This window comes from Bosea sp. BIWAKO-01 (assembly GCF_001748145.1).
Lineage (GTDB): Bacteria > Pseudomonadota > Alphaproteobacteria > Rhizobiales > Beijerinckiaceae > Allobosea.
This window is the reverse complement of record NZ_BCQA01000001.1, coordinates 4,145,731-4,164,353: the sequence shown is the minus strand read 5'-3', so window position 1 is coordinate 4,164,353 and position 18,623 is coordinate 4,145,731. Positions and strand designations below refer to the sequence as shown.

The following is an 18,623-nucleotide window of genomic DNA, read 5'->3' as shown; positions in this document are numbered from 1 at the left end:
ATCCATGGCCGATACGGGCATCCCGCATTTCCATAACCAGCCCGGCGTTGCCGTCATTCATGTCGGCGCGAAGGAATTCATGTGCATCGGGGCCAAGCCGCCCTTCGATCACCCGCATGTCTTCCTCGACATGGGCTCAGACGGCGAGATCATCTGCCCCTATTGCTCGACCTTGTTCAAATACGAGCCCTCGCTATCGGCAGGCGCCTGCACACCGCCGGAATGCGCCCATCACGAGGCAGCCAAGGCCGCGTGACGGGCGCCGGCGTTCAAGGCGCCCGCCGCTTCCGATCGCGACCGGTCGTTCCGGTTTCTGGCGCATCCAATTGCCGAAGACAGCCGTGTCCGCTCCCCATATCCTGATCGCCGGCTCCGGCATCGGCGGGCTTACAGCCGCCATTGCACTGGCGCGGCGCGGCTTCTCCGTGACGGTCGCGGAAAAGCGCACTGGCTTCGGGGAAACTGGTGCGGGCATCCAGCTTTCGCCAAATGCCGGGCATGTTCTCGAAGCTCTCGATCTCGGCCTGGCTGTCAAGCGCGCCTCTGTGGTTGCCGAACGCCTCGTTGTGCGACGCTGGCAGGACGGTTCTCCGCTGACTGAAATGCCGATGACCACCGCCGGCGCCGCCCCCCCCTTCCGCACCATACGCCGAACCGACCTTCACACTCTTCTGCTCGACGCCGCCCGTTCCCTGCCCGGCATCCGCCTCATCGTCGGCCGCGGCCTGCGCGACATCTCCCAGAACGCGGACGGCATCACCGCGACGCTCGCGACCGAAGCCGGTCAGATGGAAACCATTTCGGCACTGGCACTGGTTGGCGCCGACGGGCTCTGGTCGCGTAGCCGCGAACTCATCGGCGATACCGCTCCGCCGGTCTTCACCGGCTATGAGGCCTGGCGGACCCTGGTACCCAACGCCGGCGGCCGCGCCGCGTCCGGCGTCGTGACCCTGCATCTCGGCCCTGGCCGCCATGCCGTGCATTACCCTGTCTCCGGTGGTCGCGAGACCAATCTCGTCGTCATTCGCGAAGCGAAGGAGGCGCGCGAGGGCTGGTCCCGCGACGGTGAGCCCGGGCAACTTGCCGCTCATCTCACCAAGGCCGAGCCCGTGCTGCACAGGCTTGCGACAGCGGCACCCCACTGGCTGGTCTGGTCTCTCTTCGACCGGCAGCCCGCAGCGATGGCACAGGGGCGGATCGCCCTGCTCGGCGATGCCGCCCATCCGGTCCTGCCTTTCATGGCGCAAGGTGCCGCGCTGGCAATCGAGGACGCCGGCGTCCTGACGCAGGAACTGACGGTTCATCTCCAGCAGGGCGGCGCCGCAGCGCTCCCGGCAGCGCTCGCGGCCTATGCGACTGCCCGGCAGGACCGTGCCCGGCGCGTCCAGGCCACGAGCCGTAGCAACGGCCGGGCCTATCATTTGGACTGGCCCTGGACTATCGCGCGCAACTTCGCAATGCGCCGCCTTGGGCCCGAGGGCATGCGCCATCGTCTCGACTGGCTCTACGATTGGCGATTGCAAGCCTAGGGCATCTCGCCTTCGCCGCATTCACTTCCTATCTCTAATGTGGACCCATCGGATGGAGACCACATGATCCGCGTCAATCTCTACGAGCAGCTCGCCGGCCAGAGGACTCGCATGCCGCGCTGGGCCTCCTGGCTGACCATGGCAGCAAGCCTCGTTCTTGGCGTGACGCTGTTCCTCCTCGCAGCGAGCCTCGCCCTGATCCTGATTCCCGTCGTGCTTGCTGCCGGCGCGATCGCGGCCTGGCGCCTGAAGAGCAAGCTGAAGGCTGCTGGATTCGACCAGCGCGATCCCTTCGCTCCGGTCCGTCCCGGTACTGCGCGCGTCGAGGTTATCGATGCCGAGTACCGCATCATCGAGCCTGGCGAGCAGCCGCGGCGCTGACCCGCTCGCCATGCGTCCGACCGGACGCAAAGTGGCGAACGATCTCTTTGCGCAGCATCGAATGTCTCCGAAAGGTGGCTTCCACTCTTCGGCGCGATGCTCTGGGCTCTCAGGCAGATAGCCTCGACAGCAGGAGGCGCGCAGGCGGCAAGCGTCGGGATCATCGCGACCTTGAAGCGCAGCATTGCGATCATCGCGGCGAGCGCGAGCACGGCTCCGCGCCAGTCGAGCGAAGTCAGGACCGGCAGGTCGGGTGCGAGGCCAAGCAGCTCCACACGCCGGATTTCGCGGAACAGGACGTGCAGCCCGAACCAGAGCGCGAGGTTCGCGATCACGCCGACCACGGCGGCCGTGATCGCGCTCGACGCCGCCGAGAGCCCCCTGTTGCCGCGCAGCGCCTCGACGTAAGGCGCGCCCAGGAAAATCCAGAGGAAACAGGGCGCAAATGTCACCCAGAGCGTCAGTAGCGCGCCCATGCCCCCGGCCAGGATCGGCGGAAGGCTGCCTGGGGCGCGGAAGCCGGCGAGAAAGCCGGAGAATTGCAGCACAAGGATCAACGGGCCAGGTGTCGTCTCGGCAAGGCCGAGCCCATCGCCCATATCGCCGGCCGCGAGCCAGCCATAGGTCTCGACCGCGGCCTGCGCCACATAGACCAGCACAGCATAGGCCCCGCCGGACATGACAACTGCCAGGGCGCTGAAGCAACTGCCGGTCTGGGTCCAGACGCTGCGCCTTGCACCGGGCCTGCCGGTGCAAGGGCGGAGGGAGTACTCAATCCAGCCGGCTCACCAGTATCTTGTCGATGCGGCGTCCGTCGAGATCGACCACCTCGAAGCGCCAATGGCCCTTCTCGAAGAACTCTCCGACATTGGGCAGATGGTTGAGTTCGGCCAGGATGAAGCCGGCAACCGTCTGGAAATCGGCATCGCGCGGAATGTGGATGCCGAGTTCGTGCGAGAACTCGTCCACCTGCATCCAGCCTGCAACGAGATAGGAGCCGTCGGCGCGCGTGACGATCGGCGGCTCGTCCGCATCTTCCTCCTGGAAGACGCCAGTGATCGCCTCCAGCACGTCGCCAGGAGTAATGATGCCTTCGAAATGGCCGTATTCGTCAAAGACCAGCGCCATGTGGACGCGCGAGGACTTGATCTCCCGCAACACATGCAGGGCATTGGCGGTGTCCATCACCACCGGTGCTTCCTGCACCAGGGCGCGAAGATCCTCGGTGCTGCCGGCGGACAGGAAGTCGACCATATCCTTGACCACGATAACGCCGACGATCGCGTCCGACTCGCCATCCTGAACCGGGAGCCGGGAGCGTTTGGAGGCACGAACCTGCGCGCGAATCTCCTCGGCCGTATCGGAAAGATCGATGACCTCGACCTCGCGGCGCGGCGTCATCAGCGCGCGGGCCGAGCGATCGGCAAGGCGCATCACGCCCGAGATCATCTCGCGCTCGTCGCGCTCCAGCACGCCGGCCGTTTCGGCCTCGGCAATGATGGTGCGAACCTCTTCCTCGGTCACCCTTTCTTCCGACTCGCCCTTCTGCCCGAGCAGCGCCAGCACGGCCTTGCCGGAGACATCGAGCAGGAAGACCAGTGGCGCGCCGATGCGCGACAGGAACGACATCATCGGCGCAACGCGGGCCGCCACCCGCTCGGGATCACGCAGCGCGACCTGCTTCGGGACCAATTCGCCAATGATCAGCGAGAGATAGGTAATGGCGACCACGACCGTTCCGACGCCAAGCCCATCGGAGACAGCGTTGGAGAACCCTTGCTCCATCAACCATTGCGACAGACGCGCACCCAGGGTCGCGCCGGAGAAAGCACCGGACAGGACGCCGACCAGCGTGATGCCGATCTGCACCGTCGACAGGAACCGGCCGGGATGCTCGGCGAGGCGTATCGCCGTCGCGGCCCCCTTGCTGCCTTGATCGCTGAGAACTTTGAGCCGCGCCGGACGGGAGGAGACCACTGCGAGTTCAGACATGGCGAGAAGACCGTTAATGACGGTCAACGCGACGACAATCAGGATCTCGGTTAACAAAACCCGCCCGCAGCATGCAGGGCCGCACTCAATATCGACCTGCTTTCGCGCTCCTTATAGCGCATCGCGACGACTTGGCGATGGGTAAGCTTGAAGTTTGTGATAGCGAAATTTTGGCGGGCGCGAAGAAGCTCCGTGCCTTAACTGTAACGGGGCAGGTGAGATGAATGTTCTACCTAGCCTTCGATGACAGTGTCGATACTTCCGGAGCACGCCGCGAGCCATGACTGATCCACGCCTCTTCGCCCCCGCGACACTGCGCAATCGTGAGCCGATCCTCGATATCCTGCGCAAAATCCTTCCAGCGACCGGTCTGGTCCTGGAGATCGCCAGCGGCTCGGGCGAGCATGTCAGCCATTTCGCCGCCGCCCTGCCGACACTGACCTTCCAGCCCTCGGACCCTGATCAGGATGCGCTCATCAGTACTGCGGCCTGGATCAGGGAAAGCGGGCTCGCCAATATTCGTCCACCCGTTCAGCTCGATGCCGCAGCGGCCGAATGGCCTGTCCGCTCCGCCGATGCCATCATCTGCATCAACATGATCCATATCTCGCCCTTGGCCGCGACGCGGGGGCTGATGACGCAGGCCGGCAAGCTGCTGCCGGAAGGCGCTCCGCTCTATCTCTACGGGCCCTATCGCCGGCCTGGTCGCGCCCTCGAGCCGAGCAACCTCGCTTTCGATGAAAGCCTGCGCGCCCGCAACGCGGAATGGGGCTTGCGCGAACTCGAAGATGTCGTTGCACTGGCCAAACAGGCAGGGTTTGGTGAGCCGGACGTAACCGAGATGCCGGCGAACAATCTGAGCCTGGTGTTTCGGCGTGGACTGCGCGGCTGATCCGCGCAATCGCTGCAAGGCAAACTTGGTGCGGACGGCGGGACTCGAACCCGCAAGCCTTTAGGGCGCAAGATTTTAAGTCTCGTGCGTCTACCAGTTTCGCCACGTCCGCATGGACGCAGCCCTAGCGACAGCAGACGGCGGGCGCAAGCGCCTCAATGCCGGCGAGCGGGCTTGTACCACTCGACGCCGTCAGGATCGACATAGAGCCCCGGCGCAACATCGGAGCCGATGCGCTTCTGCTCCATCGGCACGCGCACGGTGTCGTCACGGTCGCCACGCTTCACATAGGGGCCGCTCTCCTGCGGATCGTGACCGCGCCCGCCTCTCCCGATCGAGCTGGCCTGGCCGATGACGCCACGCCGCCCACCGATCTTGTCCTCGAGTATCGTGATCGAGCGGCCGGTGAAGGCGATCTTCGTCGCGCCCTCGACCACGGGCAGGGCACGGCTCGCAGTTCCCTCCCCGGTGACGCGGATACCGGTGAAGCGCGGCACATAGGTCGCGCCGCCGCGGCCAAAGGAGTCCCAGCCGCCCGTCGAGGAAACCTGTGCACCACAGCGCTTGTGGCTGCGCTCGCACAGGGCGCGCGACGCATAGCGTGGCGCCTTCTCCTCGAATTCGGCCCGGGCATTGCGATAGGCGAAATCGCATTGCGCCGCAGTGAGCCGTCCCGCCTCGATGCATTCGTCCCGCCGCTCGTAGGTCTGGCTCGGCGCCTGCGCCGCGAGATCGGCGGGGCCAGCAAAGGAAAGAGCCGGCAGGAGCGCTGCGATGCGCATCATTGCGACGAGGGAAGAGGCGGCCGTCATGATCATGACTCGGGCATTAACCGTAGAATTATGGCGTCACAGCAGCGCCCGCATCGTCGACGCAAGCTCGCGCGTCGCACCATAGTCGATCTTGCCGTTGCCCAGCACCGGAATCGCGCGTGCGACCAAAATTGCGCGCGGCGTCCACAGCTCAGGGAAGCCCTGCTGTTTCGCCGCCGCCTGCAACGCAGCCTTGTCGGCATCAGGTTTTTCGGTGACCAGCACGAGTTGCTCGCCCTTGCGCACATCCGGTAGCGCGACGACGACATGATTGAACCCGGGCCAGAGGGCCGCCACCATTGATTCCACCGCAGCCAGCGAGACCATCTCGCCGCCGAGCTTGGCGAATCGCTTGGCCCTGCCGCGGATGCTGACGAAGCCGTCCTCGAGCACCACGATGTCCCCGGTATCGTGCCAGCCGCCTTCGGGGGGAGCGACGCGTCCGGGCTCGTCTGCGCTGAGATAGCCCAGCATCACGTTCGGGCCGCGGACGTTCAGCCGCCCGCCTTCGTGAATGCCTTCGACCGGATCGAGCCGCGCCTCGATGCCCGGCAGCAGCTTTCCGACGCTGCCCTCGCGGGTCGCGACCGGGGTGTTGCAGGCGAGCACCGGCGAGCATTCGGTACAGCCATAGCCTTCGAGGATCGTCGTGTCGTAGGGCTGCCACATCGCGCGAGTCTCTGGCTTCACCCGCTCGGCTCCGGCCACGACATAGCGCACGCTCTTCAGATCGTCGGGATCGGCAGCGCGCGCATAACCCTGCAGGAACGTGTCGGTCGAGAACAGGAAGGTGCAACCCATTTCGCCGATCAGCTTCGGCACCTGCTTGTAATGAAGCGGGCTCGGATAGAGCACGACCTTCATGCCGTGCAGCAGCGGCATCAGCAGCCCTGCGGTCAGGCCGAAGGAATGGAAGGCCGGCAGCGCGTTCATGACGATGTCGCGCTCGGAGAGAAAGCCTGCTGCAAGCGCAAAGATCTGGCGGGTATTCGAAACCAGATTGGCGTGGCTGAGCACGACGCCCTTCGGCTTGCCCTCGGTGCCCGAGGTGAACAGCACGACAGCCGGATCATCCGGCTGTCGCTCATAGGCCCGCAGCGCAAATGCCGGAGCGAGACTTTGGATGGCGGCCAGCATCTTGTCGAAACTGGTCAAGTCCCGACGGATATCCTCGAGATAGACGACCCGCCTGCCCTCGCCGAGTGCTGCGATCTCATCGTCGAGTTTGGCCTGGTTGACGAAGCGGCGCGAGGTGACGATCGTCCGCAAGCTGGCGAGTTCGGCCGCGGCCCGCAGGTTCTTCACCCCCGCTGTGAAGTTCAGCAGTGCCGGCACGCGACCGAAGGCAGAAAGCCCGAACAACGTCACGGCCATGCCCTGGACATTGGGCAGCATCAGCCCGACGCGCTCTCCCAGCTCCGTGCCCACGGCGAGCTTTCGTCCGAGAACCAGCGCTCCCAGTACGAGCCGGCCGAAGGTCACTGGCTGGCGCTCGGGATCCTCGAGCGCGACACGTTGCTTGCCATGCCGTGCAACAGCCTGAAGCAGCGCCCGGAACAGCGTGATGCGCGCTGCTTTTGCGTCGAAAGCCGACGCGGTCATGTCGGTGGCGGCCATATCTGGCTCTGCTCCCGGCTGGCGTTTCCTTTGAACGTTCACCGTAGCGGGATGCCGCATGGTTTCAACGCGAATGCGGCGGAGAGCCCCTCGCTCTCCACTCGAATTGCTTTGCATCCAGCCAGATCCAGCACAATGACGTCGGTGCCCATTTGGGGCGCAGTTCCCCGTCGAACGCAAAAGGGCGGTTGCCTTGGTCATTCGCGACCAGGCAACCGCCCATCGATTTGCAGTCCAGGCTGCGCACTGAACGGGCGCGCAGACAGTCGTGGCAGCGTCAGATTGCGGGTTGCAGCCGGGGCTCCAGGACGCCGCGACGCCGGATGGTGTCGACCAAGCCTTGGGTCGCTGCGATGGCGATGAGCAGGATGAGCGCATAGGCCACGAGCAGCCGCGGAGCCGGCACGATGAAGTTGAAATGCGGCATGGCGCCCAGAATCAGCGGCACATACCAGGATGTCGCCGAGACCGTGCCGAAGACCATCATCATCGCAATCTGCTTGCGCGTCAGACCGGCGAAGAGTGACCGCCCGATCTGCTTTTCCATCAGCGGCAGCACCGTATGGTGGATGAAATAGCCGTTGATCGTAAGAACGCCGACGATCGCGATCTTGGCCCAGACCTTCTCATTCCAGAGCTTGACCGGATCAAACACCGCGTAATGCGTCAGGTACAGAATTCCGGAAATCCAGAGCACCGCGAGGCCAGCCGATACGATACCGGTCATGAATTTGACCATTGCAATCTGGTCAGACTTGATCTTTCCGGAAATAAGGAACTTGACGATCACGAGATCGAGGACCGTCGCGGCGCCCAGCCCCAGAATGATGCCGAGCAGATGCATCACCTTGATGGCTGACTTCAGCAACTCCCCAGGCTTGGCGATCAGCAGGCTGAAGGTGATCGGCCGCAGCGCCGAGCTCACGAACTTGGCGGCCGGCGCTGTAACACTGTCCGCGACGATGCTCGAAACAGCATTGGCCTCGGACGCAGGGGGATGATCGGCACTGACCTCTGCCGCGAGAGGATGGTCAGCGATGGCGTCTGCCGCAGCCGAACGCTCGGCACTGACCTCTGTCGCAAGAGGATGATCAGCAATGGTCTCTGCCGCAGACGGACGCTCGGCACTGGCCTCCGCCGGAAGAGCACGACCGGCATCGGTCGCTGGCGCAGGAAGGCGACTGCGATTGGCCGCTGCTACAGGACGACGTCCGGCATTGGCCGCTCCCGCAGCCGCACGATCTCCCGTGAGGCGAAGGCTGCCATCGCGCCGGGGCGGGGCCACTTCCGGTAGATCATTAGCCACCCAATCGCGCGCTGAATGAGATGAGGCTGCCGGAGACGACGAAGCGACTCCGGAGCGGGGCCGGGTTTCGGCACGTGCCTGTGCAATGGCGAAGATGACAACCAGGCAGGTGGCCAGGAGGAACAGCGCTCCAGCGCTGATGCTGCGAGTCTTAAGTTGATGGAATGAAATCATTCCGTCCCTTTCTTTTTTCTTATGATGATTGACAATATAACTCTCCGCGACCCCCTCGTTCGCGGGAACGTCAATCGATCATAGAGAGAAGGATCTCGGACTTATGACCAAGAAGAAGATATGGATAGCGATGATAGGCTTAAGCGCAGGCACAGAGTTGGCGATTTGAACTTGCCGAACCCTGCCGGGCAACCGCTCACTACCCTTGATTTGCGGCAGAAATGTGCACCACAACAAATGTTGTGTCTCAATGAAGCCAAAGCAGAGCAGTGCGAGGGATGGCCGCGCATCCAGGAAACGACGACGCCCCAAGACTTTAGGCAGTTCTCCTCACCCGCATCGCCGCCGCGACTGCGTTCGGTACGATTGGCAGGGCGCCCGCCGGACCTGAACCGCCAGAGCGAGCGCCAAACCCAGATTCCGTCCGGTTCAGATTGCCTCGGCAAGGGTGAACGCGAACGCCGCCGATATCGTCATGGCCACGGGCAGCCAATTCCTGGGCCGCTCCTCGCCAATGGTGAAGAAATTGAGCGGAAAGAGGTGCCGGTGCGCTGCCGTCGTCGAGGCCTCCCGCGGCGCTTCCATGAAGCATTCCTCGTCGAACCATGCCCAATTATCGTCCCAGGTCCAGCAATTGTGCTTGCGGTAGACGGCCGCGACCGCATTGGCGAAGACCTTGTCGGTCGGCAATCTGATGTAATCACCAGGCGCACGCGAGAAATGACGCATCGCCAGGGGCAAGGCGCGTTCAGTGCAGTAATTCGACATCCAGAGCCGAAAGCCGATCTCCTCGCGCAGCAAATTCAGGGCGCGGAACACCTGGATATGCTCTTCATGTCCGTACTCGCCCCAGGGATTATGCGTGAAGACGTTCATCTCGGGCCGCAGGCGCCGTCTCAGCAACTCGCATATGATCTGAAAATTCGCTTCATAGGCCCTGGATACGCTGGCGGCGGCGATGCGCTCGAGCTTCACCGCCGGCAGGGCTGCAACGGACTTGCGGGCGATGCGCGTCATTGCCCGGCGCTCGGCCTCTATGCCGAAACCGATGCCGGCCCCGGTCAGCACGGGATCGGCCCAGTTGGCGCAGCCATAGGCGCCCGACTCGTCCACATCGAGGCAGGTGACGTTGCCGCGGGGATATTCGGCGATCGCGGCAGCCCGCGCTTCACCAATCCCGGGCTTCCCCCAGAAATGGCGGTAGACGATGATGACCTCGTCAGCGTCGCGCAGAATGGAATTGAACCAGAGCAGTTCATCGTCGGGGTGGGCGCCGATGATGACGGAATTCTCCAGAAATCCTGGCCTTTGCTGCATTGCCCTTCCCCTCACCGTCCTGCTCTTCTCATTTCGGGCTGCCATCAGCGAGGTCGCGCTGCAAACTATGCCCCCGGGAAAGGGCACACACCGCCGCGCCTGCCTTCCCCGGCTTGCGCATCGACGCTCGCAGCCCGATCGCCCCCGCCATGACGTAACGGCAAACCATGCAAAAGCTGTTAAGGCGATGACGAACTGGCCGAGACGTTGCCTGCCTCGTGCCGGGCTCCCCCTCCTCCCCAGCGCTCGCCCGACCTGAGTTACCGGGCTTGTACGCGAGGCCTGAAGAAGCAGCGCAGCGGGCAGGCACCATGGTCGCCTTCCACTCTCTGCCAGAGAAAACTCGCGTCGCTGCGCCATGCGCCGCCAACAGCCCCGTCGCCTGTCCACCGCGCTTGTCGCTGTATGTCGACAGCCCGCATATGGCGCTGCTTCGCCGCCCCTCCGAGAGTTTTCGCGTGAACCAAGCCATCCGGCCGCACCCGCTGCCTCTCGCCAGGCAGCAACGCCCCTGGCTCGGCTTTGCCTGCGGCATCCTGGCGGCAGCGATCTGGGGCATTCAGGCCGTGATCTCACGGCAATCAGTCGCGGATGGCATGACCGCTGCCGATGTCACGATCCTGCGCTTTGCAGCCGCCGCGCTTGTGCTGGTGCCCTTCGCGCTCAGGCGCATGAAGCCCTTTCCGGTCGGCAAGCTCGGCTGGCGGCGAGCCCTCATCCTGACCGCGATCGTCGGCCCGACCTACAGCCTGATCCTCGTCGGCGGCGCCCATTTCGCCCCCGCCCTGCATTCCTCGGTCATCTCGCCCGGACTGATCCCGGTCTGCACCGCATTGCTCGCATGGTGGGTGCTCGGCGAGCGCGCGAGCACGGCCCGCCTCGCCGGTCTCAGCGTCATCGTTCTCGGCGTCGCGCTGTTCTCGATGGAGGCCCTCGCCAACACGCCGACGCGCGAAGGCGCCTGGATCGGCGACATGCTCTTCGTGCTGATCGCCCTGCTCTGGTCGGCCTTCGGCCTGCTCTGCCGGCGCTGGGGTGCTGATGCGATCGAAGTCACCATGGCGACATGCCTGCTGTCGGTGCCGCTCCTGCCGCTCGTCGCACTGGTGATGCCCGTGCATCTGGCGCAGGCGGCACTTTCAGCCATAGCGCTCCAGGCGATCTATCAAGGATTGCTGGTCGGCGCCTTCGCGCTGTTTCTCTATACGCAGGCCGTCGCGATCCTCGGCGCCGGGCGGGCGGCCCTGTTCCTGCCGCTGGTGCCGGTCGTCACCGCGCTCGCCGGTGCGCTCCTGCTTGGCGAGCGACCATCCCCGATCGAAATCGCCGGCATGGCCCTCGCAATCACCGGCATGTTGATCGCGCTGCGCGCGCGCAGTCTGGCGTAACGAGCCCCTGCCCGGTCGTTCCAGACACGTTGCTGCGCCCGGAATGACTTCTCAAGCAGCGAAGCCCGGGCTCAGCCCTTGTGATCCTTGGCGATCGGCTCGACATAGGCCAGTCCCATATCCCAGGGAAAATAGATCCAGGTGTCCTGGCTGACCTCGGTCACGAAAGTGTCGACCGTCGGCACCCCGGCCGGCTTCGCATAGACCGTGGCGAAATGGGCATTGGGCAGCATTTCGCGCACGACACGCGCCGTCTTCCCGGTGTCGGTGAGGTCGTCGACCACCAGAACACCCTTCCCCTTGCCGTCACCGATCGCCCTGATCGAGGGAGCGACGTCCTTCAGCACCTTGAGCTCGGACTGGTTCTTGTAGTCGTGGTAGCTCGCAACGCAGACCGTCTCGATCAGGCGCAAGCCCAGTTCGCGGCAGATGATCGCCGCCGGTACCAGACCACCGCGGGTGATGCAGACGATGGCCTCGAAGGGCCCCTTTTCGGCCAGCCGCCAGGCGAGCGCGCGCGCGTCGCGATGGAACTGATCCCAGGAGACGGGGAAGGCCTTGTTGGAGGTCGGTTCGGCCATTGGGGGCTCCGGAGCGGCTGTCACGGTTTCTGTGACAATCCGGAAAGCCTATAAGCGGGGCGCTGGCAAGAGGCGCGTTCCGCTTCATCCCCAATCGGTCGTGTTTCAGCGGGTGTCAGAACTCCGACCAGCCATCGGCAGTGCCTCCTGACACGACGCGCCTCAGCTTCGGCACCCCCTCGGCAGGCGGCGAAGGCGGAGCGGGAATGGACCTGGTGAGATGTGGCGCCCTCCGCACGATCTGGCGCGCAATCACGGACTCGAAGCCTGGTCCGCCATCTTGCAGCCGGAATGCTGCGACCATCGCGCTCAAGCGCTCGGTATCCTGCCTCAGCTCCTGCGCCACCTTCGCACTCTCATCGGCAAGCAGGGCGCTCTGCTGGGTGATCTCGTTCATATGAGCGACGGTCCTGGCCATCTCATCGATACCATTGGCCTGCTCGGCCGTTGCTTCCGAGATTTCGTTGACCGTCGAGGCGACGCGGCTCGCAGCCGAGACGATCTCCTGAAGCGTCGCGCCGGCATTCTTCACCAGACTGACGCCGGTATGGGATCTGCTCGCTCGAATTGGCGATCAGGGGCCGGACACATGCAGCCCGCACCGACACCGTTCCCCCCGGAACCGCCGCGTCGACATGAGCGCTGCCGGCAAGCCGACCGCAAGTTGAGGGTAAATTATGGCGGTTTATAAATGGTTCAAAATACACAATTAGCGCTGCATTCACAGCAAGAAATACATCGAAAACTATAGATTTTTATTCATATAGACATAAGATCGATTGACTCTGGCAATTATCAAAAGAAACCAATCTAATAAAAAGAACATCTCCAAATATATAATCAAAAATAACTCAAAAAATGAAAGACGTCACCGACGTAATCGAGCGCGTTCATGCTCGACCATCTGCTTCACCGCCGCCATCGCCTGATCTAATTTCTCAGGATCGCGCGAGCGCACCACGACATTCGTATCAGGACCAGTCTCGGACCAGAAGGGATAGGAGCCGATCGCGACCTGCGGATGAGCCTGAGCGATCTCGCCGAGAGCCGTGCCGATATCGCCTTCACGCAGCCCTGCCCGCACCGTGTCGGACAGAATGCGCGTTCCGGTCTTGAGAGTGGGTCCGACCACGTCGAGCATCGCCTGCATGATCGCCGGCACGCCCGCCATGACGATGACATTGGCGATGATGAAGCCCGGAGCCTTCGAGACGGAGTTCGCAATCAGCTCCCCGCCCTCGGGAATGCGCGCCATGCGCATGCGCGCTTCGTTGAGCTGGTCCGGCGGAAAGCGCTCAGACAGCATCGCGACCGCGCGCGGATCGACATTGATCGGCACGCCGAAAGCCGCAGCGACCGAGTCGGCCGTGATGTCGTCATGGGTCGGGCCGATGCCGCCCGTGGTGAAGACATACGTATAGCGAGAGCGCAATGCATTGACCGCAGAGACGATCTCGTCGAGGGAATCGGGCACGACACGAACCTGGCGCAACTCGATGCCGATATTGGTCAGATACTCGGCGATGTAGCCGATATTCTTGTCCTTCGTCCGCCCCGACAGGATCTCGTCGCCGATCACCAGGATTGCGGCCGTGACGGGTGGACGATTCAGCGGTGCGTCGGTCATGGCCGGCTCCTCCAGATGCCGGACGGCAAGACATGCCGCCAGCTCGTGACGATGATGCTGATCCGCCGCCCACTCATGCCGCGCCGGGGTCGGAGCGCCGCGACATGAGCTTTCCTGATCACGCTTTAGAGCTAGGACCTTGGCGCAAACGGCTCAAGCGGCAGAAACGCCGTGTGTGGCCTGCCCGCCATGCATGAGGCGCTGAACAGCAGCGAAAACGTCAGCCGCGCTTGCGTTCGAAGATGAGGTTGAGGCGGGTCTGTGCCGTTAGCACGTAACCGCTCGCGGTCAGCAAGGCGATGAGATCGCTCTGCCAACGGTTACGCGAATCCTCGATGATGATCAGCTCTGGCCAGAGCGCTTCGGGCGCATCGCGCAAGAACGGCTCGAGGATCAGGTCCTCGGCCCCCTCGACATCGAGCTTGACCGCGTCGAGGCGGTCATAACCCTCGTTCTCCATCAGGGCGAGCAGTGTCGTCGCGGGCACGCGAACCGTGCTGCCGGTGCTGGAGCGCAGGATGCGAACACTGGACTCGCCACGGTTGGACGGGTCGAGAAACAGCGTCAGCTCGCCTGGCTTGTCGGCCAACGCGCAAGCAATGGCCTTGACCGAGCCAAACGGATTTTGCGCGATATTGAATGTCAGGCGCGAAAAGATCTCGGGCTGCGGCTCGACCGCCAGGATCCGCGCTCCCGGCCCGGCTGCCGCCGCAACGCAAAGTGAATAGGCGCCAATATTCGAGCCGATATCGATGAAGCGGAAGCCTTCGCGCTGGCGTGCCCGCCCCGTCAGCAATTCCCGCTCGAAACGATCGAAATATTGCGGCGTGAACAATACGCGCTTCTCGCAGACATTCCCGTCTGGATAGAGGCGCATCTGGACGCCAAGCGCCTCGATATCGACCGGCTGGCCCGCGAGCGAACTCAACCCGATGCGGCGCAGCGCATAGGCGAATTTGCGGCCGAGGTAGCTGTCCGGAGCCCCGCGTGTCCAGTTGATGATCCGGGCCACGAGGCCCTGAGGTGCGAAAGCGCCGTAGGGACGGGCTTCCGTCGATTGGATGTCGTTCATTGCCATTGCAGCGCCTGATACACGTCAAAGCCGTCACGCGCCAGCAACTTGATCGATCCAGAGGCCCTGGCGCCTCCGCCCCGCCACGGCCCAGCCTGGCGTTCGCGGATCATGTAGCCTGCCTCCGTGTCGAGCTCGAAAACAGCAAGCCGCAACGCCGTGTCTAGGCTATACAGAAGCCTGTTGTCCGGAGTGCTGGGGTGCTCGGGAGACTGATCATGGTAAGCTGGCGACCCGATCCTTCCTTTTACTCTTCGCCGCGGCTGGCTGCCAAGGCGCCCGCCGAGCGGCTGGCCTACGTGGCATCTTTCGATCCGGAGCGCAGAAGGCCCGACGCGATCGCCGTCGTCGACGTCGACCCCGCTTCTTCCAGCTATGCTCAGATCGTCGGCCAGGTCGAGATGCCGAATACCGGCGATGAGCTGCACCATTTCGGCTGGAATGCCTGCTCGTCCTGCCTGTGCCCGAACGCGCCGCACCCCCATATGGAGCGACGCTACCTCATCGTTCCCGGCCTGCGCTCGTCGCGACTTCATATCATCGACACCCGCCCCGACCCGAGGAAACCGACAATCGTACGGGTCATCGAGCCCCAGGAGATCGCCGAGAAGGCCCGGTATTCACGGCTGCACACCATTCATTGCGGGCCGGAGGGCATTTACGTGAACGCGCTCGGCAATGCCGAAGGCAAGGAACCCGGCGGCATCTTCCTGCTCGACCCCGTCAGTTTCGACGTGCTTGGACAATGGGAGATGGACCGGGGCCCCCAGAAGCTCGCCTATGATTTCTGGTGGCATCTTGGCCACGACACCATGGTGACCAGCGAGTGGGGTACACCGGATACGTTCGAGAATGGGCTGGTTCCGGAAGTACTCCTCGGCAGCAAATACGGGCGGCGCCTGCATTTTTGGGACCTGCACACGCGGAAGCATCAACAGGAGATCGATTTCGGCGAGGAGCATCAGCTCGTCTTCGAACTGCGCCCGGCCCATGACCCAAGGAAGGCTTATGGCTTCGTCGGCTGCGTCATCAGCCTGAAGGATCTCTCCGCCTCGATCTGGACCTGGTATCGCGAAGGCTCGAAATGGGCCGTCAGGAAAGTCATCGAGATCCCGGCGGAGCCGGCCGATCCCGATCTCCTGCCGCCGGTCCTGAAGGGTTTCAAGGCCGTCGCCCCCCTTGTCACGGACATCGATCTCTCGATGGACGATCGCTACCTCTATGTCTCGTGCTGGGGCACCGGCGACATGATTCAATACGACGTGTCGGATCCGTTCAAACCTGTGGAAACCGGAAGGGTCCGCATCGGCGGCATCGTTTCCCGCACTTCCCACCCTGGAGCGAAGAACGGCCAACTCAACGGCGGCCCGCAGATGGTCGAGATCAGTCGCGACGGTAAGCGGGTCTATTTCACCAACTCGCTCTACGGGGCCATCGACCCGCAGTTCTATCCCGATGGAATTGACGGTTGGATGGTGAAACTCGATGTCGCAGAAAAGGGCGGCATCCGCTTCGACGACAGGTTCTTCCTCGACTGGCCCAAAGGGCACCGACCTCACCAGGTCAGGCTGGAGGGTGGCGACTGTTCGTCCGATTCCTATTGCTATCCCTGATGCCCCTGGTGCCGGATGCTCCGACGGGAGGCTGACATGTCGCCTTGGCTCGTGCTCGCCGGGCTCGGGGCCTTTCATGGCCTGAACCCGGCCATGGGCTGGCTCTTTGCAGTTGCGCTCGGACTGCACCGCGAGAGCCGCCGCGTGCTCTGGCTGTCGCTCCTTCCGATCGCATTGGGGCACGCGGCCTCGGTCGCCGTGATGGTCGCAGCGGTTGTTGTCGTCGGGACCATCATCGACCACGAAGCACTGCAAAGGGTTGCCGGCTTTCTGCTTCTAGGCTGGGCGACCTCCCATGCCTTCTTCGGACACAGGCATCGCGTTCGCGTCGGCATGCAGACAGGGCTTGCCGGACTCGGCGTCTGGTCATTCCTGATGGCGACCAGCCACGGTGCCGGCCTGATGCTGGTGCCAGTCATCATCCCGCTCTGCCTCGCTGCCACACCGGCACGGGAACTGACCGCCATGGGGTCGCTGCCCGTTTCGCTGGCCGCCATCGGCCTGCATATGGCCGCAATGCTCGCGGTAACAGCTGCAATTGCTGCCATCGTTTACGAATGGCTTGGTCTGGCGTTTCTGCGGCGAGGCTGGATCAATCTCGACACGCTCTGGATCATCGCTCTGGCGGCGACCGGTCTCAGCCTGATCATCTGAGCACCGCCAAAGCGCGGCCCCGGCTGCGCAATCATCTTGCGCAGCCGGCCAAACGCAATAGATATGATGGGCAAGGAGCTTCTTGCCCATCATGACATTCGACGAAAATCTGGGACGGGCGCGGATGCGCGAGCCGGCCATCAAACTTCATGGCCCCGAAGCCTTTGCGGCCATGCGCAAGGCCGGCCGCCTGACGGCAGAAGGCCTCGACATGCTGGGCGAGCACGTCCGGCCTGGCGTCACCACGCAGCGCCTCGACGAGCTTGCCTTCCAGTTCGCCATGGACAACGGCGCCTACCCGGCGACCTTGTTCTATCGCGGCTACACAAAGTCGATCTGCACTTCGATCAATCATGTGGTCTGCCACGGCATCCCGGACGACAAACCCCTGCGCGAAGGCGACATCCTCAATATCGACTACACGCTGATCGTCGATGGCTGGTATGGCGATTCCAGCCGGATGTATGGGGTCGGCGACATTCCCCGCAAGGCCGAACGGCTGGTCGAAATCACCTATGAAAGCCTGCTCCGCGGTATCAAGGCCGTGCGCGCCGGCGCGACGACCGGCGATATCGGTTTCGCCATCCAGCGCTATGCGGAGGCTGAGCGTTGCTCGGTGGTGCGCGATTTTTGCGGCCACGGCCTGGGCCAGGTCTTTCACGATGCACCCAACATCCTGCATTACGGCAGCCCCGGCGAAGGCGTCTTGCTCAAGCCCGGCATGCTTTTCACCATCGAGCCGATGATCAACCTCGGCAAGGCGGGTGTGAAGGTGCTTTCCGACGGCTGGACGGCGGTAACCCGCGACCGTTCGCTTTCGGCCCAGTTCGAGCACACGGTTGGTGTCACCGAGACCGGCTGCGAGATCTTCACACTGTCGCCGGCAGGCCGCGACAATCCGCTCGCGGCACGATGAAGCAAGAGGGCGGTCAGCGCGGATCACAAGTCCCGCTGCCGGAAGAACCCACGGCCGTTGCGGTGCCGCATTATCACGGCCATCGCCAGCGGCTTCGCGACCGCTTCCAGGAGTCGGGCTCCGACGCCCTGCCCGATTACGAGTTGCTCGAACTCCTGTTGTTCCGCTCGATCCCGCAGCGCGACGTGAAGCCGCTCGCCAAGGATCTGATCCAGCGCTTCGGCTCTTTCGCCGAGGTGCTTGGCGCGCCGGCCGCGCGATTGACTGAGGTCAAGGGCGTCGGCGCGGGCGTTGCGCAGGATCTCAAGATCGTCGCGGCCGCCCTGCAGCGCATGGCGAAGGGAGCGGTGGCAAAACGCCCGGTGCTGTCGTCCTGGTCGGCGGTTCTCGACTATTGCCGAATGGCGATGGCCTTTGCCGAACGCGAGCAGTTCCGCATCCTCTTCCTCGACAAGAAGAACGCGCTGATCGCCGACGAGGTCCAGCAGACCGGAACTGTCGACCACACTCCCGTTTATCCCCGCGAGGTGATGCGCCGCGCCCTGGAACTCTCCGCAAGCGCGATCATCCTCGTGCACAATCATCCATCAGGCGACCCGACGCCATCGGGCGCCGACGTGAAGATGACGCGCGAACTCGTCGATATCGCAAAGCCCCTCGGCATCGTGATCCACGACCACGTCATCGTCGGCCGCGATGGCCATGCGAGCTTCCGGGGGCTCGGGTTGATCTAAGGCATCGGCCCGAAAAGT

The 18,623-nt window shown here is 63.6% G+C and carries 17 protein-coding genes, 1 tRNA gene and 1 pseudogene; 8 read left to right on the top strand and 11 right to left on the bottom strand.

Going from position 1 to position 18,623, the window contains the following annotated elements; translation table 11 throughout:
* The first annotated feature begins 4 nt into the window (after positions 1-4).
* Together BIWAKO_RS19430 and BIWAKO_RS19425 are read left to right on the top strand one after the other, a co-directional pair.
* Entirely contained in the window at positions 5-256 is a 252-nt protein-coding gene (locus BIWAKO_RS19430; protein WP_069880056.1) for a zinc-finger domain-containing protein, read from the top strand.
* 85 nt (positions 257-341) lie between these two features.
* Positions 342-1,529 carry an FAD-dependent monooxygenase gene (locus BIWAKO_RS19425; protein ID WP_069882630.1) on the top strand — a complete coding sequence of 396 codons (1,188 nt, stop codon included), beginning with the start codon at positions 342-344 and terminating at the stop codon, positions 1,527-1,529.
* A 518-nt stretch (positions 1,530-2,047) separates the two neighbouring features.
* Here the strand turns inward: BIWAKO_RS19425 and BIWAKO_RS36690 are convergent.
* Together BIWAKO_RS36690 and BIWAKO_RS19415 are read right to left on the bottom strand one after the other, a co-directional pair.
* Positions 2,048-2,638 (bottom strand): annotated as a pseudogene (locus BIWAKO_RS36690) (chromate transporter); the annotation flags it as partial.
* Between the two features lie 43 nt (positions 2,639-2,681).
* Positions 2,682-3,944: a hemolysin family protein gene (locus tag BIWAKO_RS19415; protein ID WP_074471679.1), complete on the bottom strand. Its 1,263-nt coding sequence runs from the start codon at positions 3,942-3,944 to the stop codon at positions 2,682-2,684.
* Positions 3,945-4,182: 238 nt separating this feature from the next.
* Here BIWAKO_RS19415 and BIWAKO_RS19410 point away from each other — a divergent pair, with 238 nt between their 5' ends.
* Positions 4,183-4,794 carry a DUF938 domain-containing protein gene (locus tag BIWAKO_RS19410; protein WP_069880054.1) on the top strand — a complete coding sequence of 204 codons (612 nt, stop codon included), beginning with the start codon at positions 4,183-4,185 and terminating at the stop codon, positions 4,792-4,794.
* Between the two features lie 26 nt (positions 4,795-4,820).
* On the opposite strand, the gene BIWAKO_RS19405 is transcribed toward BIWAKO_RS19410, so the two are convergent.
* From BIWAKO_RS19405 to BIWAKO_RS19380, 5 genes are all read right to left on the bottom strand, one after another.
* A tRNA-Leu gene (locus BIWAKO_RS19405) sits at positions 4,821-4,906 on the bottom strand.
* A 43-nt stretch (positions 4,907-4,949) separates the two neighbouring features.
* Positions 4,950-5,606, bottom strand: a complete 657-nt coding sequence (locus BIWAKO_RS19400) for a DUF1190 domain-containing protein (RefSeq protein ID WP_176733358.1) — start codon at positions 5,604-5,606, stop codon at positions 4,950-4,952.
* 36 nt (positions 5,607-5,642) lie between these two features.
* Positions 5,643-7,223, bottom strand: a complete 1,581-nt coding sequence (locus BIWAKO_RS19395) for an AMP-binding protein (protein ID WP_069880052.1) — start codon at positions 7,221-7,223, stop codon at positions 5,643-5,645.
* A 277-nt stretch (positions 7,224-7,500) separates the two neighbouring features.
* On the bottom strand, positions 7,501-8,148 hold the full coding sequence (locus tag BIWAKO_RS19390; protein ID WP_069880051.1) for a hypothetical protein: 648 nt from the start codon (positions 8,146-8,148) through the stop codon (positions 7,501-7,503).
* A gap of 984 nt (positions 8,149-9,132) precedes the next feature.
* Complete coding sequence (locus BIWAKO_RS19380; protein ID WP_069880049.1) at positions 9,133-10,020, bottom strand: hypothetical protein; 888 nt, start codon at positions 10,018-10,020, stop codon at positions 9,133-9,135.
* A gap of 458 nt (positions 10,021-10,478) precedes the next feature.
* Here BIWAKO_RS19380 and BIWAKO_RS19375 point away from each other — a divergent pair, with 458 nt between their 5' ends.
* Positions 10,479-11,408: a DMT family transporter gene (locus BIWAKO_RS19375; RefSeq protein ID WP_176733357.1), complete on the top strand. Its 930-nt coding sequence runs from the start codon at positions 10,479-10,481 to the stop codon at positions 11,406-11,408.
* A gap of 71 nt (positions 11,409-11,479) precedes the next feature.
* Here the strand turns inward: BIWAKO_RS19375 and gpt are convergent, their stop codons facing one another.
* The 4 genes from gpt to BIWAKO_RS19355 form a co-directional block, all read right to left on the bottom strand.
* Complete coding sequence (gene gpt, locus BIWAKO_RS19370) at positions 11,480-11,989, bottom strand: xanthine phosphoribosyltransferase (protein ID WP_069880047.1); 510 nt, start codon at positions 11,987-11,989, stop codon at positions 11,480-11,482.
* Between the two features lie 115 nt (positions 11,990-12,104).
* Entirely contained in the window at positions 12,105-12,557 is a 453-nt protein-coding gene (locus BIWAKO_RS19365; RefSeq protein ID WP_084651594.1) for a methyl-accepting chemotaxis protein, read from the bottom strand.
* A gap of 300 nt (positions 12,558-12,857) precedes the next feature.
* Positions 12,858-13,616: a competence/damage-inducible protein A gene (locus BIWAKO_RS19360; protein WP_069880045.1), complete on the bottom strand. Its 759-nt coding sequence runs from the start codon at positions 13,614-13,616 to the stop codon at positions 12,858-12,860.
* Between the two features lie 220 nt (positions 13,617-13,836).
* Positions 13,837-14,694 carry an FkbM family methyltransferase gene (locus BIWAKO_RS19355; protein ID WP_069880044.1) on the bottom strand — a complete coding sequence of 286 codons (858 nt, stop codon included), beginning with the start codon at positions 14,692-14,694 and terminating at the stop codon, positions 13,837-13,839.
* A 212-nt stretch (positions 14,695-14,906) separates the two neighbouring features.
* Between BIWAKO_RS19355 and BIWAKO_RS19350 the strand changes: the two genes are divergently transcribed.
* The 4 genes from BIWAKO_RS19350 to radC all read left to right on the top strand — a co-directional run bounded on the left by BIWAKO_RS19350 (position 14,907) and on the right by radC (position 18,605).
* Positions 14,907-16,301: a selenium-binding family protein gene (locus BIWAKO_RS19350; RefSeq protein ID WP_069880043.1), complete on the top strand. Its 1,395-nt coding sequence runs from the start codon at positions 14,907-14,909 to the stop codon at positions 16,299-16,301.
* A gap of 36 nt (positions 16,302-16,337) precedes the next feature.
* On the top strand, positions 16,338-16,955 hold the full coding sequence (locus tag BIWAKO_RS19345; protein ID WP_084651592.1) for a hypothetical protein: 618 nt from the start codon (positions 16,338-16,340) through the stop codon (positions 16,953-16,955).
* Positions 16,956-17,046: 91 nt separating this feature from the next.
* The gene (gene map / locus BIWAKO_RS19340) at positions 17,047-17,871 is read left to right on the top strand and encodes a type I methionyl aminopeptidase (RefSeq protein WP_069880041.1); all 825 of its coding nucleotides are present in this window, start codon (positions 17,047-17,049) and stop codon (positions 17,869-17,871) included.
* Complete coding sequence (radC, locus tag BIWAKO_RS19335) at positions 17,868-18,605, top strand: RadC family protein (RefSeq protein ID WP_084651590.1); 738 nt, start codon at positions 17,868-17,870, stop codon at positions 18,603-18,605. The genes map and radC overlap by 4 nt, the downstream gene beginning before the upstream one ends.
* Positions 18,606-18,623: the final 18 nt, after the last annotated feature.

Coding starts and splice junctions, on each gene's coding strand:
- map (WP_069880041.1), top strand. CDS start 17,047: ATGACATTCGACGAAAATCTGGGACGGGCGCGGATGCGCGAGCCGGCC.
- radC (WP_084651590.1), top strand. CDS start 17,868: ATGAAGCAAGAGGGCGGTCAGCGCGGATCACAAGTCCCGCTGCCGGAA.
- BIWAKO_RS19400 (WP_176733358.1), bottom strand. CDS start 5,606: ATGACGGCCGCCTCTTCCCTCGTCGCAATGATGCGCATCGCAGCGCTC.
- BIWAKO_RS19395 (WP_069880052.1), bottom strand. CDS start 7,223: ATGGCCGCCACCGACATGACCGCGTCGGCTTTCGACGCAAAAGCAGCG.
- gpt (WP_069880047.1), bottom strand. CDS start 11,989: ATGGCCGAACCGACCTCCAACAAGGCCTTCCCCGTCTCCTGGGATCAG.
- BIWAKO_RS19410 (WP_069880054.1), top strand. CDS start 4,183: ATGACTGATCCACGCCTCTTCGCCCCCGCGACACTGCGCAATCGTGAG.
- BIWAKO_RS19355 (WP_069880044.1), bottom strand. CDS start 14,694: ATGGCAATGAACGACATCCAATCGACGGAAGCCCGTCCCTACGGCGCT.
- BIWAKO_RS19360 (WP_069880045.1), bottom strand. CDS start 13,616: ATGACCGACGCACCGCTGAATCGTCCACCCGTCACGGCCGCAATCCTG.
- BIWAKO_RS19430 (WP_069880056.1), top strand. CDS start 5: ATGGCCGATACGGGCATCCCGCATTTCCATAACCAGCCCGGCGTTGCC.
- BIWAKO_RS19345 (WP_084651592.1), top strand. CDS start 16,338: ATGTCGCCTTGGCTCGTGCTCGCCGGGCTCGGGGCCTTTCATGGCCTG.
- BIWAKO_RS19350 (WP_069880043.1), top strand. CDS start 14,907: ATGGTAAGCTGGCGACCCGATCCTTCCTTTTACTCTTCGCCGCGGCTG.
- BIWAKO_RS19380 (WP_069880049.1), bottom strand. CDS start 10,020: ATGCAGCAAAGGCCAGGATTTCTGGAGAATTCCGTCATCATCGGCGCC.